This is a genomic window from Polaribacter sp. AHE13PA (genome assembly GCF_019278505.1).
Lineage (GTDB): Bacteria > Bacteroidota > Bacteroidia > Flavobacteriales > Flavobacteriaceae > Polaribacter.
Map to the genome: position 1 here is coordinate 1,280,309 of NZ_CP058985.1, position 15,593 is coordinate 1,295,901.

Below are 15,593 nucleotides of genomic sequence, written 5' to 3' on the forward strand. Positions count from 1 at the left end.
AAAACAACGAAAAAAAAGAATACATACTGCCAAGAATTAAATAGCATAATTTATTTATAGGTTTATATTTTTTGATATAACTATAGAGATTATTATATGTTTTTTAATAAGTCTTGCATTTTTTGATCAAAAGTAAATAGCATTGCGCTATCTCTTAATTCAGTAATACTAGTCCCTAATGGTTTCGCTTCTTCAAAGGCTTGTTGTAACTTCGTTGATAAATCATTTTCGCTATTAGGATTAAATAACACCCCATTATTCTCATTTATCAATGATGATGCACCTGCAACACTTGAACATAAAACACGACAACCACCAACTAAAGCTTCATTAACAACTGCTCCAAAAGGCTCATAGGTACTTGGTAAAACAAATAATTGAGAAAAAAGATACCAATTGTATAATTCTACACCTTCTTTTCTACCTATAAATAAAACGTCCTCTAAAATGCCTAATTTCTGTGTAAACTCAATTAATTTTTCTTTCAAAACTCCTTCTCCAACAATTACCAGTTTTTTATCACTTCCTTTAACATTGGAAAAACATTTTATTAGAAAAAATAAATTTTTAACAGCTACTAATCGTCCAACATAAAGCAATATTTTTTTATCTTTTAAATCATATTTGACAATATTTGTGTTGGCTTGATTTATAGCATTTGAATATTTTTTTACAAGTGATTTTTCTGAATGAATAACAGGAAAATCAAGTGTATTATTAGTAATGCTAACATTGTTTTTATACCAATTAGAAACCTCTTTACTCGTAAACACAACTCCATTAATATTCTTTGAAATAAAATTTCTAAAAAACAACCTCAAGCCTTTTCTGTCTTCAGAATTTTTTATACTATCATCACTTAGAGTGTATATTTTAATTTTAGGATTCCAAATTTTACAATACAAAAATGCCAATAATGTAATTTGACTATATTCTGCACAAAAAATAATATCTGGATTTTCTTTTTTAATAATTGAAAAAACACCGGTTCTTATTGATCTTCCAAAAACTTCGAAGCCATTAGAAACATAGTTACATTTAAAATTACAAAGAGATTTTAAGTTCTCTTGATTAAATTTTTGATCGCTAACATTTTTTAAACTAAAATAAAATGAAGCTAAATAATACTCATTTAAAGAATTAAAAAAATCGACTCTGTAAGGTGCTAAGGCAGGATGAAAAATTAATGCTTTCATTTAATTTTATTTTTGATTCTTCTTTAAAATCTTGTTTAAAACTGAACTCGGAACTATTGTTAGAAATAAGTAAGCGTAAACTACTTTATTTGAAGGGTTATAATATATCGCTTCTAAAGATTCTTTAATTGATTTATATCTTAAGCCTAATCTTAAATAAATGGAAGCTCTCATTTTTTTCCAAGAAGAAATGTATTCTTTTAAACAAGTTACATCCTTATTTTTTTTATATAAATCATATAATTCCTGACCTACTATATCTATTTTTTCTGGTATTCTATTCGGTTTATTGTCATAGGTATGTGCACTATCTTGCACAAAAACAGCCAATGCATTTAAATTATAAGCAATCTGATTTTTAATTGCCAATTTAGCCCATGTTAATAAATCCTCTCCAGATTTAATACCCAATGGAAAACCATTAATTTCTAGTAACGCTTCCTTTTTGATTACAATAGCAGAAGACCAAAGTGGCGGATGAGAACAGGAAGCTACTTCAAAATAATTAATTAAGATTCCTGTATCTCCTTTAAATGGAATTTTATTTAATTTTATAGGTGTCTGTTTTCCTTTATAATCTTCCATTAAATAAGCAGTTGCCAATACATTGCTATTTGGGTACTTTTTTGACAGTGCTTTAATTTCTTTCAGGTAATTTATATTCCATATATCATCTGCGTCTAAAAAGGCAATCCATTCATATTTAGCTTTATCAACTCCTGTATTACGAGCAACCGAAACACCAGAATTATTTTGATATATTAATCTTATTAATGGATGCTCTAATTTAGATACAATTTTATCTGAACCATCTGTAGAACCATCATTAACAATAACTATTTCATCTGGTAAAACAGTTTGGTTTAAGACTGTTTTAATAGTATTAACAATACTATCTTTCTTATTGTAAAGCGGAATAACAACACTTATTTTCATGATAAAATTACTTTCTTTTAGATTTCATTACCAAAGCAAAACCAAAAAATATATAAGGATAGCTTAAGGTAATTAAAGAATAGTTTACAACATTGTCTGTAAACGCTGTTGCCATAATACCACACAGAGAAGTACCTGCAATAAATGCAGCATATCTTGCAGAAACATTATTTTTTTTATTGTTATAAATTCGAAATGCTTGCCAAACAAAACTTATTATTATGAGTAAGTATAAAACGAATCCTATTTGGCCGGTATCACAAAGTATTTGAAGGTAATCGTTATGAGCTATTCTTATTACTCCAAAAGGATGATTTCCAGAATAAAAACGAGCTTGCATTTGCCCTAAACCCGCACCCATTAATTCATTTCCTTTATAGAAAACTTTTAAACTCCATTCCCACATTGCAAAACGACCATTACTATCAATAGTGTCTGGTGATATTTTACCACTCATATTAAGAACTTCTTCTGCACTATTAAAAGAAGTCCTAAACATTTTATCTCTTACTGTAGGCACAAATAAAACAGACGCTACAAAACTGGCAATTATCAATATAAATACAGGAAGTGCTTTTAACTTATACTTAAAAAAGGACACCGCTAAAAAAAAGACACCAATACCTATTAAACCTGTTCTAACACTCTCTACTATTGGAATACTAATAAAAAGAAGTATGGCAAATAATACATATTTCTTTTTTGAAAACTTGTACAATAATATTCCAGTACCTATAAAAAATGGATTTACATCTATTACTGCAGGAGGCCACCATAAAATAGGGTTATAAATAGAATAGATGGGAATAATTTTCATCAATACAATACATCCATTTATAAAAACACCTGCTAAAAAACTTATTTTTAACGCTTTTATAAAAAATACATCCGTAATTTTTATAGAAGTAACAACCAATATGACTAAAAAAGGAAATAAAAATTTAAAAAAGACACGAATACCATATCCTTTTTCAGTTGTTAAAACCAACGAAAAAAGAAGCCAACACAAATACAAGGCGTAAATTTTAAGCATTGGTGATGAAAACATTTGAATGCCATACTTAAATAATAACCCTAATAAAAATACCATCCAAATTAATAACAACAATGCAGAAAAATTCCCTGCCTGTACAATTGCTGTCGCTAATAAGAATAAAATAAAACGTTGTTGCGTGTTTACTTTAAATTTAACTTTCTTATTCCAAGTAGTACTTACCAAATAGGTTTTACCTAAAAAGGCATATTCAAAACCATAAATGATTACAATTAAAAAAGCTAATAAACTTAATCCTATAGCCATTTATTTTTGAAGATATAAAAACATTCTTTTCTGATTAAAAACAACATTTTCTAATCGTTTTATATAAAGTTGTAATTTCTTTATATAATTAATGTATATTTTTATTAGAATATTCATATTGTATCATTAAATAATTTAGTCCACTTTCTCATAATTTCATCTATATGAAAACGTTTCACATTCTGCGATGCTTTTTCTCCCATTAACAACCTTAATTCCTTATTTATCATTAATTTTTCTAAAGATTTTGAAAAAATTTCTACGTTAAAATCCGCTATTAAATAACCGTCTTTCTCATCAGTTATAATTTCTGAAGGACCACATTCACAATTAAAAGCTACACAAGGGACCCCACATTCCATTGCTTCTGTTAACACCAACCCAAAGCCTTCATATCTTGACGGAAAAGCTAGTATAGAACTATTTAATAATGCTTCTTTAATCTTTTTTGTTGGTGGTTTTAATAAAATTATATCTTGTAAATTATAACTTTTTATAAGCTCTAATAAATAATCTTGATCTTGACCTTCACCATAAATCGTTACTTTCCAATCGGGATTATTTTTTGCAATTAAACTAAAACCTTTAATTAATAAGTCAAATCCTTTTTGCGCTATAAACCTACCAATGGCTATAATTTCTTTTTGTTTACCATTCGATTTCTCTATAGAATTAAAAGATAAAGGATTTGAAATTACAGAACTATTTACAGGATTATTCCACAGTAATTGATCTTTTTCTGTTAACAACACAAACTTATCATACTTTAAAACTACCCTTTGCTGCTTGTACTGTAGATACGAAGCATATAACTTTCTAAGCCTTCTAAATGATAGATTAGATATATTCGACATTAAGTGACTCAAATAGTTTTTAGAGAAATGAAATTCGATAATTTTTTTACTACCATCCTTAATCGTATGTAAAAACTGATATTCATCTCCAAACATACTAATAGTGATATCAGGTTTTAATTTGAATAATTTTTTAGATAACTCCTTTTTAAACTTTTTTCTATCCGTTTTAAAAATTAGATTTAAAATATTACTGTTAGACTGTTTTAAATTTAAATTTTCTACAGTTATATTTTTATCAAGATCAAAAAAACAACCGTTTTTATTATCAGTTCTAGAAATAATAATTACCTCAAATTTTCCTTGAGATGCAAGCCAATTAACCTTAGAAGTTAAAACGCGTTCCATACCGCCAGAATTTTCTAAAGAATTAATAATATATACAATTTTCATTCTATTAATTAATGGCTAAATATTTATTATAAATAGTAATATATTTTAAAGCTGTATCTCTCCAAATAAATTTGGAAGCTTGTACCAATCCTTTCTTTTTTAATTCATCTATGTCAAAAGACTTATTTTCAAATTGTTCGAGCGCATAACAAATATCCTCTGGTTCTGAAGATTTTAGATATAAAGCAGCATTCGCCCCCACTTCTTTTAGAGAACTATTACTACATGCTATAACAGGGCAACCACAAGCCATGGCTTCTAAAATAGGCAATCCAAAACCTTCATAAGAAGATGGAAACACCAACGCTGTTGCTCCATTGTACATGATAGATAATTCGCTATCTGTAATGTTCGATATAAAATGAATTCTTTCTTTGCATTTAGATCTCTCTATCATTTCTAAAACATACAAAGGTGGATTTCCCCAAATAAGTACTAAATCATTCATAGGAGACTGTTCAGATAACTGTATATATGCTTCAACTAACTTGTGTGTATTTTTACGTTCTGCATTACACGATACGCTTAAAAAGTATGGAGAATCAATTCCAACTACCTTTTCAATTCCTTTTTTTAGTAAATCATCTTTTAATAATTTATAAAACACCTCGTGTTTTACTCCCCAATAAACTACATCAATTTTAGAGGGATCTATTTGCATCGTTTCAACAATATCTTTTTTAGAGGCTTCAGAACAAGTTATAATCCCTTTACACTGCTGCATTAAAGGCGGTACATCTTTTACCATTTGATTATGATTAAAAGCTTTTTCTTGTATTTTCATAAATAAGGCATCATGTAAAGTTATAATGGCTTTTTCGGGTTTATAAATCCGAGCATAATTATGAGGAACGTGCATTAAGTCGTATTTTGTAAAGCTTTCTTTTATTGGTAATTTTTCAATTATTTTATTGATAACTTCTCGATGCGGCAGGTATAAATGCTTTGTTTTAAAATCATCAATAAAATCTTTTGCTCCAATGCCTTTCATGTTTTGAGAATACAAAGTAATCTCAAAAGGTAAATTTTCTTCTAATTTAGAAAACGAATCAATTAACTCTAAAGTAGTTCTGCCAACTCCTGTAGTTTTACCCGTTAATAAATAAGGAACAACAGAATTAATGTCAAATAATATTTTTTTCATAATTACCTATAAACCCTGGACAATTGATACTTAAGAAATAATCTAATTTTAGAAGTCGATGAAATAAATGCTCTCTTAAGTTGTCTATACAAAACCTCTATAAACTTTCATTAAATCTTGTACATGATTATCTATTAAGTTTACTTTTAAAGTGGTTTTTTGTTTTAACTTAAGTAATAAATCTGGCGATTCTATTATCTCTATTATTGCTTTCTTTAAAGCATTAACATTATTAGGAGCTATTAATAAACCATTTTTATTGTGAATAATTTGCATTTCTGCTCCACCACATTTTGTTGCTATTACAGGTTTACCCATTAGTAAAGATTCAGAGATGGTAAGTCCAAATACTTCTAAAAAGAAAGCAGGATGTATCATAACATCAAACATTTTTATTTTTTCATTTACTTCACCTGGAAGTACTTTACCATGCCAAATGATGTTTTCGTTTTTGTATTTTTTTTTCAAATATTTTAAATACTTTTCTTCCAAATGATTACCTGTACCTCCTATAACATGAATTTCTGCAGGTAAGGTTAAATTATTAAAGGCTTCCAACATAACATGTACACCTTTCTCTCTGCAAATTCTTCCTATATAAAAAAACTTTACGGGTTTCTTTTCTTTTGATACTTCTATGTCTTTCTTTACCTCAGTAATTTTATTTACATTTATAGAAGGTATTCCATGAGTAATAACTTTTATTTTATTTTCCGGAGCTCCATTCCGTAACATTGCTTTTTTAATAGCTGTTGATGGAGCTATTAATAAACTTGCATTATTATAAATATTTTCCCATTCCATTTTTTTATTCTCTATAGAAACGGTAGTAGTAACAATGGGTGTAACATAATAAATAAAAGGAATTTTATTAAATACTTTACCAATTGCTAACCGTAATTTAAATGGAATAAACTTTTGTAGTGCTAAAGTAAATGTACCTCCCTTTACATTCCTTAATACACAAGGTAAACAGTTGGTACCTGATGCTGCAACCGTACAAATTTTATCTTTAGAATTTAACAATGCTCCTGCCGGACAAACTAAACCACCATGATGCGCCGTAACAACACATGGTATACCTAATGATTTACAGGCCAAAGAAAAAGGAGCCTTAAAACCATGAAGATGCACTATTGTTGGTTTAATCTCTTTTATAAAATTTCTTAATTCTAATAAATCTCCCTCTAACATTTTATTCGTAAAAGTATAAACAGGTTTTTCTTTATAGTGAGATAACTTTGACCCAGAAATTACTGGTGTTGCAATACTAACATCTATATCTTGCGCAATCATTTGGTTTACAATGTTTTTTACATAAACCTGACCTCCTCCGTAATTAGAGAAAAAATTAGCTGATGATATTATTAAAATCTTTAAAGGTTTTTCATCGTTCATCTGCCTTTGTATACTTTATTATTTTTGCAGGAATACCCACAATAGTTATATTAGATTCAGGAAAAGATTTTGTAACAACTGTATTTGCTCCAATAGCAACATCATTACCAATTTTTATATTACCCATTAATTTAGCACCAGGACCTATGTAAACATTACTCCCAATAATTGGAACTCCATTATTATTAATTCCTATATTAACACCAGCTTGTAATACACAATTAGCTCCTACTTTTGCAAAAGGATGAACAACGATTGTTCCATAATGTGGTATTCTAAGACCTGGCCCAAAAACATTTGGTGGTATAGAAAAACCTAATTTATAGCCTAACTTTTTATATTTAACTAGATAATATTTTCGCTTTAATCTAGATGCTATGTCTTTTTTATTTGCATTCAAATAATATTCATAATGTCTTAAATATTTAAGAAATAACCATAATAAATTAGGTGTAAAAATTGTTAAAAACAATTCGTAATTAGTTAAAGAAATTATATCATTAGCTTTAGCATCTTCCTGAAGATAGAGCTTTAAGATGTTTTTATTTTTAACCATTTTTTATATTTAACACTTCTTTAATTTCTTTGACCATTAAAATTAAATCCTTTTTCATGAACACAAAATAGAAAGTCAAAAACACAATTAAAAAAGTAATTGAAGAGATTAAAAGGTCTATATGTAAGATTTGTAAATAAACATATTGTTTCAATCCAAAAATAATTAATATTGAAACTAGGTAGATTACCATATTTTTAATTGAGATGTAATACAATTCATTTTTAAAGTTTAATTTTTCTGAAATCACTATTAAACCTGTAAAAAAAACAATAATCTGAGCACAAACGAAGCCTATTAAATAGCTATTTAAATTCCCATAAAACAAAAAAATAAAATTTGCAAAAAACAATATCTTACTAAAAACATTAATCTTTAAATACAACCCAGACAACCCTTTACTTAATAATATATTATAAAATAAATTAAAAATTTGTGGTGCAAAAGCACCAAATATAATTATTTGAAATATACGTACTGAAGGTTCCCATTTATCAGAAAACAACAATAATATAATTTCATGTGCTCCAACTAAAAATACTCCACAAGCAAGAAAAGACACAAATGAAATTATCTTAAAAAGTTTTAAAACTGTATTTTTATATACAATTGGTTCGTTATTAATAGTACTTAAACTAGGTAATAAAATATTTGATAATGTAGAAGCTGTATATCTAAATGAAAAATTTTCTAAAGATTTTGACCTATAGTAATATCCTAAAGTGGCTGGATTTAATATTTTTCCAATTATTAACGAATCTAAATTTATAAATATAGTATCTAAAACTCCTGTTAAAAAAATTTTCGATCCAAATCCCCATAATTCTTTTACTGCGTTTAGACTAAAAACTAGTTTAAAGCGAAACTTACTTAGTACAAAAATTAAAATATTGTTAAGTATTTCTGAAATCAATATTTGTACAACCAAACTCCATACTCCATAACCATTATATGCCATATATACAGCTATAAAACCACTAATAAAAGCAGATATAATATTGGATACAGATATGATCTTAAAATTCATGATCCTTCTTAAATACGCTCTGGTTACATTACCAAATGAATTTATAACAAAACTAAAAGACATAACTCTAATAAGATTTGTTAACACCTCTTTCTCATAAAAATTGGCAACCAATGGAGCTGTAAAAAAAACAAGCCCTCCTAAAAAGACTCCCATAATTACATTCATAAAAAAAACAGAAGCGTAATGTTCATTAGTTACATTAGTACGCTGAACTAAAGCTGTACTAAAACCAAAATCTAAAAAGACATTTGCTAAATTTATAAAAACGGTAATTATGGCCAATAAACCAAAATCTTCAGGTAATAAAATTCTAGCTAAAATTATGGATACAAAAAAGCCAACTCCCTGCAATCCTAATTTTCCTACAAAGTCCCAAACAAGACCTGTTAAACTTTTTTTCTTTAAACTTGTCATTTAACTTTATATCCTATTTTCAGAATATTAACTTCTTCACTGTATTGAAGACTCTACCTCAATATTATTAATAGAATTACACTCTCTTAAAACTAGATTATTAAAAAAAACTCCTTTACTTTCTAACATATAAATAATTGTAGACAACGAAACTTACTAATACCCCATTAAAATCCTTTTTTTACAAATGCCTATTGGCTTAAGTTCTTTTAACGCTGTATCGTTACTATCTGAAATAATCAGTATCAGTTAAAAAAATCTAGAATTCCATTCAATAAAACAGTTGATTTTTATGGAAACATTATAAAATTCACAACAGCAGTTAATACCATACCTACTGTTGCTACTAATGCAACTCTTAAAACTTTTTTAATTACGCTCATAGCTATCTGTTTTTATTAATTAATAAATATATTTTATTTTGAAACAGTCTTTTAAATTAAAAAGCATCATACTTTTTGCAGACTATTTATAGGTAATGTTACTTCAACGTAACTCCCTAAGGCTTCCATTTCAATAATCACTTTGTCTTTCCCTGAATTAGATAAATAACTACCATACAAACCTTTAAAGGCTCCTTCAGAAACTGTTATTTTTGTTCCTTTCGCGAAACCTGTTGGTCTTTTATACACTGTGGTTAGTGAATAACTATTTGTAGATAAAATTCTTAAATTTTCAATTTCATAATTTTTAACTACAGCATAATTTCCTAAATATTTTAAAATAGTTAGTACCCCTGCTGTTGGATAAATTTGAGCTAAATTTTTCTGGGTTGACTTTACAAAGACATAAGAATTAATAAAAGGAACTTGTGTTTTCTTTTTACGATCACTCCATTGTTTAACTACAGTTTGCATTGGCAAAAAAGTATCAAAGCCAGCAACAGAGAGTCTTTCCTTTACTTTTTGTTCGGCCTTAGGTCTTGTATAAACGGCAAACCATTGTAATTCTTCTTTTCTTTTTCTGATTGTATTCATACTGTAACGTTTTTCTTATCTCCAATTAATATGTGTTTATATTAACTACAACAGTAATGGTTATTAATATTTTAAGGGGAAATTTGTGTACGTGAAAAACTTCTTGATAAAGGAGTATATTCAACAGTAAAAATTAGGGGAAGGTATTTGCATCTATTTTACGGCTTCGCCATCGAAAATCACATTCTGAGTAGTAAATTATAGAAATTTAAAACTAAAAAAAATGACGACGATGCTAGTACTTAGAAAAATAAAAATGATATATAATAAATAATTTAGGGAGAAATTTACTATTGTTTATTGATACCAATATAAAATGGATTTGATAAACAGTAGATTAATTATTTATATTTATACACTGCTAATTTATACCATTTTGATTCTTGAACAAATTTAATTGACAAAAAAAATCTGTTTTTTTATTAAGCTCTATTCTTCCTCATAAATAATAAAACCAGATATTAAGTTTTAAGTAATTTTATAAGAATAATTTTACATTTTTAGGAATAACGACATCAAAAAACAGATATTTTATAAAAAAATGAATTAAATCTACATGTCTACTTATTATATAAAAAAAGAAGATAATTACTATTCAAGATAATTTATCCACTTTCAATTTATAAAAAAATAAGTATTAACCTTTATAATTTAGGGTAAAACACTCTTTTATAATTTATAAAAAAATATTACTTTCTATAATTTATGTTAAAGTGCTTTTCTTAATATAGAATAATTAGCAAAAATCTTAAATTTGAAAAAACTGTACATAAATTTTATGTATTAAATTAAAAACCAAATTCATGAAAAAACAATCATTATTAATCGCTTTATTAATTTCAATTTTATTTACAAGTTGTGCAGACAAAGTAGAGAAAAAAGCAAATACGGAAGAAAATGAAACTACAGAACTAAAGCAAATTGCTAAAAAAGAATTAACATTCACCAATGAACAGTTTTATGACGCTGATGGAAAATTCTTAGAAGAAAAAGCAAAAGATGCATTAATGGAAATGTTAGCTTATCACGATTACCCTGTTTTCGAAGGTTTACGTGAAAGAATTTGGCTTACCGATTATAAGAAAGGAAAATATGCCGAATTAGGTTTAGCTTCTATAATGTTTGTAAACAATGAAGTAGATAAATACATGCTTATGGACATCTTTTTACTTCCAGGTCAAATGTTAGGAGAGCACATGCACTTTGCTGCTGATGGGAACCCTGCAAAAATGGAAGGTTGGGTTGTAAGACACGGAAAAAGTTATGTAGCTGGTGTTGGTGTTGACAATAGAGCCGATTTCCCTCAAGTTATAGTTCCTCAGTTTCACTGGGATGGAAAAGTAACAGCAAATCATATTATTGAAGCAAATGAAGGTGATTTTGCTAAATTAGAAGAAGTTGAATCTGCGCATTGGCAAATGGCGGGTCCGGAAGGTGTAGTAATTACAGAAGTTGGTAATGTACATACAAATGCTGGTGTTAAAAGGTCTGACCCTGCAATGAATTAATAAGAGAATAATTATTCTTGATAAAAAAATAGCTTGGAAAAATTTCCAAGCTATTTTTGTTTTTACCTATATTTCCCCCTCTATATCATCAACATCTATATCTCCATCCTCATCAAAAGAATCTTCATCTTCTGCATAATCCTCCATAGTCTGTTCTAGCTTAGAACTGATTTTTACAAGATAAATAGTTTCTTCTGTCTTCACTTCTACTGCTTTTACAGTTTCTCCTTTTGCATTTTTAAAGGAAATAATGTCTTCATAGTCATATCCGTCAGGATACTTTTCTACCAACATATCTAATATATCAGTAGTCAATTTTGCGTATTCTACGATTACTCTTTTCATTTTTATATTTTTTAATTATAAGTTAAAAATTAGCAATTCTGCTTTTATAATAAAAGCATCTGCGACGCTACATTTCTAATAAATAAGCAAAAATTAATGGTGCCACAATCGTTGCATCACTTTCTATAATAAACTTTGGCGTATCAATATCTAATTTACCCCAAGTAATTTTTTCATTTGGTACTGCTCCAGAATATGAACCATAACTTGTTGTAGAATCTGAAATTTGACAGAAATAACTCCAAAATGGTGTTTCTGGTTTTTCCATGTCTTGGTACAACATTGGCACCACACAAATAGGAAAATCTCCTGCAATCCCACCTCCTATTTGGAAGAAACCAATTCCGTTTTCCGAATTATTTGTATACCAATCTGCAAGGAACGTCATGTACTCAATTCCTGATTTTACAGTGCTTGCTTTTAATTCTCCTTTTAACACGTAAGAAGCAAAAATATTACCCATGGTAGAATCTTCCCAACCCGGACAAATAATTGGCAAGTTTTTTTCTGCAGCAGCATACATCCAAGAATCTTTAATATCTATCTCGTAATATTGCTCTAAAACACCAGATAGTAATAATTTGTACATGTATTCATGTGGTAAGTAACGCTCACCTTTAGCTTCTGCATCTTTCCATATTTTTACAATATGTTCTTGAATTCTTCTAAAAGCTTCTTCTTCTGGTATGCAAGTATCTGTAACTCTGTTTAATCCTTTTTCAAGTAAATCCCACTCGTCTTGTGGCGTTAAATCTCTATAATTAGGCACACGTTTGTAATGAGAATGTGCAACAAGATTCATAACATCTTCTTCTAAGTTTGCACCTGTACAAGAAACAATTTGTACTTTATCTTTACGAATCATTTCTGCAAAGATCTTCCCTAATTCGGCAGTACTCATTGCTCCTGCTAAAGAAACTAACATTTTAGATCCTTTGTTTAATTGTGCTTCGTACCCTTTTGCAGCATCTACTAAAGCTGCAGCGTTAAAGTGTAAAAAGTATTTTTCTATAAAATTTGTAATAGGTTTGCTCATTTTGTTTTTTTATTTTTTTGGAAGTTTTCTTACTTCAAATATATCTGTTCTTCTATCTTTTAAATTTCGTACGCTACCAAACTGGTTTAAATCCTTTAGTAAATCTAAATCTACATCTGCAATTAAAATCATTTCAGTATTTGTAGTTGCTTCTGCCTTTATCCCGTTTGCAGGAAAAGAAAAGTCGCAAGGTGTAAATACCATAGATTGTGCGTATTGAATATCCATATTATTTACTTTTGGTAAATTACCAACACTACCTGCAATGGCTACGTAACACTCGTTTTCTATAGCTCTAGCTTGTGCACAATGACGTACTCTAGAATATCCATTTTGCGTATCCGTTAAAAACGGGACAAACAAAATATCCATTCCTTCTTCTGCTAAAAGTCTACTTAATTCTGGAAACTCAGAATCATAACAAATTAATACGCCAATTTTACCACAATCCGTATCAAACGTTTTTAACTCATTTCCTCCTTGCATTCCCCAAACTTTTGCTTCATCTGGTGTAACATGCAATTTTTCATAACGTTCTGTAGATCCATCTCTTTTACAGATGTAGCCTGCATTGTACAACAATTCATCTTTAATTTCTGGCATACTACCAGTAATAATATTAATGTTATACGTAATTGCCAACTCAGAAAATTTCTGAACAATTTGTGGCGTATATTTTGCCAATTCTCTAATTGCTTCAGATTCTGGTAAATGATTATTATCTGCCATTAAAGGAGCGTTAAAAAACTCTGGAAACAATGCAAAGTCCGACCTGTATGCAGAAACTGCATCTACAAAATACTCTGCTTGTTGCATTAATTCTTCCAAGTCTTTATACAAACGCATTTGCCACTGAATCAATCCTAAACGCACTACTTTTTTCTTTGTAGCTGCTTTTTTAGACTTTTTCTCGAAATAAATATTATCCCATTCTAATAAAACTGCAAACTCACCCGAATTTTCATCACCTTCTAAATATCCTTTTAAAATTTTTGAAGGATGAAAATCATTCGAAATTTGAAAGTTTAAAACCGGATCGTGAATTTCTTTACGTTTTACACTTTCTATATACTCTTTTGGTGATAATGTTGCTACATATTTATGATAATTCGGAATTCTACCTCCAAACGCAATTCCTCTTAAATTTTGTTTTTCGGCAAGTTCTTTTCGATAGTCATACAACCTTCTACCTAAACGTAAACCTCTGTATTCTTTTTTAATAAAAACATCAATTCCGTATAAAACATCTCCATTTTCATCATGTGTATCAAAGGTATAATTCCCCGTAATATCTTCATACGTATGCTGATCGTCGAAACTATCATAATCTAATTTAATAGACAATGCACAACCTGCTAACTCACCATTTACTTTAATAATAACTTGTCCTTCTGGAAATTTATCAATCAACGATTTAATTTGATTTTCTCTCCAATAAGAACCTGGCATACTTGAATATGCCTGAATCATTGCTTCTTTTAACTGTTTATAATCAGTTAACGTTAAATAATGAAGCTCAATGTTCTCGATGTTTTTAATCATTTTATAGAACTAAAAATCGTCGTTATCATCACCTTTAAACTTAGACAATTTACTAAATGGATTTACATCAGCAGCATCATCACCAATATCATAACTATCATCATTAGAAGCAAATTTGTAGCTTAACATTTTGTAAAATAATTTTGCTGCTAAAAAGTCTGAAGATTTTTCACTTTCATTAGGGCACAATTCTACCATATCAAAACCAACAACATTCTTTTGTTTAAAAACTTGTTTTAAGAATTCTAATGTTTCATAATAAAACAATCCGCCTGGTTCTGGAGTTCCCGTAGATGGCATAATCGAAGGATCTAACGCGTCTAAATCAAACGTAATAAAAACATTTTCTGTTAATTGATCAATTACATCTTCTACCCAATCTTCATTTACAGCCATATCATGTGCAAAGAAAACTTTGTCTAAATTCATTTCTCTTTTTTCAGAAATATCCATGCTTCTAATACCAACCTGTACCAAATTTGTATTTTGGTTAGCTTCATAAACCGCACAAGCATGGTTGCATTTAGAACCATCATATTCTTTTCTTAAATCTGCATGTGCATCAATATGTAAAACAGTTAAACTACTAAAACACTCATTAAAAGCTCTTATAGTTCCTATAGACACAGAGTGCTCTCCACCAAAAGCAGTCACAAATTTATTTCTGTTAATGTACTTTTTTGTAACTTGATGTACAGCATCTACCATTGCTTCTGGTGAAGTATTTTCTGTAATAGCATCTGCCAAATAAACACCTTCTTTATAAACCTCAGAATCTGTTTCTATGTCATACAATTCCATATTTTCTGATGCTTCTAAAAAAGCTTGTGGTCCATTGTCTGCTCCTTTTTGCCAAGTACTTGTTCCATCATAAGGGATAGGAATAATTACGATCTTTGATGTTGAAAGGTTTCCAAATTCTTCTGGAATTCCTGCATATGTTTTATTTTTGTTCATTTTTTTT

General features: G+C 28.6%; 14 protein-coding genes. 1 reads left to right on the forward strand and 13 read right to left on the reverse strand.

The annotated features are described in order from the left end of the window. Positions 1-92 precede the first annotated feature (92 nt). The 9 genes from H0I28_RS05540 to H0I28_RS05580 all read right to left on the reverse strand — a co-directional run bounded on the left by H0I28_RS05540 (position 93) and on the right by H0I28_RS05580 (position 10,198). A complete protein-coding gene (locus H0I28_RS05540) occupies positions 93-1,196 on the reverse strand; it encodes a glycosyltransferase (protein ID WP_218760878.1) in 1,104 nt (367 codons plus the stop codon). 6 nt (positions 1,197-1,202) lie between these two features. Continuing rightward, entirely contained in the window at positions 1,203-2,132 is a 930-nt protein-coding gene (locus H0I28_RS05545; RefSeq protein WP_218760880.1) for a glycosyltransferase family 2 protein, read from the reverse strand. 7 nt (positions 2,133-2,139) lie between these two features. Beyond that, complete coding sequence (locus H0I28_RS05550; protein ID WP_218760882.1) at positions 2,140-3,432, reverse strand: O-antigen ligase; 1,293 nt, start codon at positions 3,430-3,432, stop codon at positions 2,140-2,142. Positions 3,433-3,545: 113 nt separating this feature from the next. Then, the gene (locus H0I28_RS05555; protein WP_218760884.1) at positions 3,546-4,679 is read right to left on the reverse strand and encodes a glycosyltransferase family 4 protein; all 1,134 of its coding nucleotides are present in this window, start codon (positions 4,677-4,679) and stop codon (positions 3,546-3,548) included. Between the two features lie 4 nt (positions 4,680-4,683). Next, positions 4,684-5,823 carry a glycosyltransferase family 1 protein gene (locus H0I28_RS05560; protein WP_218760886.1) on the reverse strand — a complete coding sequence of 380 codons (1,140 nt, stop codon included), beginning with the start codon at positions 5,821-5,823 and terminating at the stop codon, positions 4,684-4,686. An 84-nt stretch (positions 5,824-5,907) separates the two neighbouring features. Continuing rightward, positions 5,908-7,221, reverse strand: a complete 1,314-nt coding sequence (locus tag H0I28_RS05565) for a glycosyltransferase family 4 protein (RefSeq protein ID WP_218760888.1) — start codon at positions 7,219-7,221, stop codon at positions 5,908-5,910. Beyond that, entirely contained in the window at positions 7,211-7,777 is a 567-nt protein-coding gene (locus H0I28_RS05570) for a serine O-acetyltransferase (RefSeq protein ID WP_218730566.1), read from the reverse strand. The genes H0I28_RS05565 and H0I28_RS05570 overlap by 11 nt, the downstream gene beginning before the upstream one ends. After that, positions 7,770-9,221, reverse strand: a complete 1,452-nt coding sequence (locus H0I28_RS05575; protein WP_218760889.1) for a lipopolysaccharide biosynthesis protein — start codon at positions 9,219-9,221, stop codon at positions 7,770-7,772. The genes H0I28_RS05570 and H0I28_RS05575 overlap by 8 nt, the downstream gene beginning before the upstream one ends. 449 nt (positions 9,222-9,670) lie before the next feature. Beyond that, positions 9,671-10,198 carry a UpxY family transcription antiterminator gene (locus H0I28_RS05580; RefSeq protein WP_218760891.1) on the reverse strand — a complete coding sequence of 176 codons (528 nt, stop codon included), beginning with the start codon at positions 10,196-10,198 and terminating at the stop codon, positions 9,671-9,673. 803 nt (positions 10,199-11,001) lie between these two features. Here H0I28_RS05580 and H0I28_RS05585 point away from each other — a divergent pair. Then, positions 11,002-11,706, forward strand: coding sequence for a hypothetical protein (locus H0I28_RS05585; protein ID WP_218730569.1), 705 nt, complete (start codon positions 11,002-11,004; stop codon positions 11,704-11,706). 66 nt (positions 11,707-11,772) lie between these two features. Here the strand turns inward: H0I28_RS05585 and H0I28_RS05590 are convergent, their stop codons facing one another. The 4 genes from H0I28_RS05590 to speB form a co-directional block, all read right to left on the reverse strand. Beyond that, entirely contained in the window at positions 11,773-12,051 is a 279-nt protein-coding gene (locus H0I28_RS05590; RefSeq protein ID WP_218753356.1) for a hypothetical protein, read from the reverse strand. 67 nt (positions 12,052-12,118) lie between these two features. Then, the gene (locus H0I28_RS05595; RefSeq protein ID WP_068452414.1) at positions 12,119-13,087 is read right to left on the reverse strand and encodes a deoxyhypusine synthase family protein; all 969 of its coding nucleotides are present in this window, start codon (positions 13,085-13,087) and stop codon (positions 12,119-12,121) included. A 9-nt stretch (positions 13,088-13,096) separates the two neighbouring features. Next, entirely contained in the window at positions 13,097-14,629 is a 1,533-nt protein-coding gene (locus H0I28_RS05600; RefSeq protein ID WP_218760893.1) for a bifunctional GNAT family N-acetyltransferase/carbon-nitrogen hydrolase family protein, read from the reverse strand. A 9-nt stretch (positions 14,630-14,638) separates the two neighbouring features. Then, positions 14,639-15,586: an agmatinase gene (gene speB, locus H0I28_RS05605; protein WP_218760895.1), complete on the reverse strand. Its 948-nt coding sequence runs from the start codon at positions 15,584-15,586 to the stop codon at positions 14,639-14,641. Positions 15,587-15,593 lie beyond the last annotated feature (7 nt).

Excerpts from the sequence above, each read along its gene's own strand:
- H0I28_RS05570 (WP_218730566.1), bottom strand. The coding sequence starts at position 7,777 with ATGGTTAAAAATAAAAACATCTTAAAGCTCTATCTTCAGGAAGATGCT.
- speB (WP_218760895.1), bottom strand. The coding sequence starts at position 15,586 with ATGAACAAAAATAAAACATATGCAGGAATTCCAGAAGAATTTGGAAAC.
- H0I28_RS05565 (WP_218760888.1), bottom strand. The coding sequence starts at position 7,221 with ATGAACGATGAAAAACCTTTAAAGATTTTAATAATATCATCAGCTAAT.
- H0I28_RS05540 (WP_218760878.1), bottom strand. The coding sequence starts at position 1,196 with ATGAAAGCATTAATTTTTCATCCTGCCTTAGCACCTTACAGAGTCGAT.
- H0I28_RS05545 (WP_218760880.1), bottom strand. The coding sequence starts at position 2,132 with ATGAAAATAAGTGTTGTTATTCCGCTTTACAATAAGAAAGATAGTATT.
- H0I28_RS05595 (WP_068452414.1), bottom strand. The coding sequence starts at position 13,087 with ATGAGCAAACCTATTACAAATTTTATAGAAAAATACTTTTTACACTTT.
- H0I28_RS05560 (WP_218760886.1), bottom strand. The coding sequence starts at position 5,823 with ATGAAAAAAATATTATTTGACATTAATTCTGTTGTTCCTTATTTATTA.
- H0I28_RS05555 (WP_218760884.1), bottom strand. The coding sequence starts at position 4,679 with ATGAAAATTGTATATATTATTAATTCTTTAGAAAATTCTGGCGGTATG.
- H0I28_RS05575 (WP_218760889.1), bottom strand. The coding sequence starts at position 9,221 with ATGACAAGTTTAAAGAAAAAAAGTTTAACAGGTCTTGTTTGGGACTTT.
- H0I28_RS05600 (WP_218760893.1), bottom strand. The coding sequence starts at position 14,629 with ATGATTAAAAACATCGAGAACATTGAGCTTCATTATTTAACGTTAACT.
- H0I28_RS05550 (WP_218760882.1), bottom strand. The coding sequence starts at position 3,432 with ATGGCTATAGGATTAAGTTTATTAGCTTTTTTAATTGTAATCATTTAT.
- H0I28_RS05580 (WP_218760891.1), bottom strand. The coding sequence starts at position 10,198 with ATGAATACAATCAGAAAAAGAAAAGAAGAATTACAATGGTTTGCCGTT.
- H0I28_RS05590 (WP_218753356.1), bottom strand. The coding sequence starts at position 12,051 with ATGAAAAGAGTAATCGTAGAATACGCAAAATTGACTACTGATATATTA.
- H0I28_RS05585 (WP_218730569.1), top strand. The coding sequence starts at position 11,002 with ATGAAAAAACAATCATTATTAATCGCTTTATTAATTTCAATTTTATTT.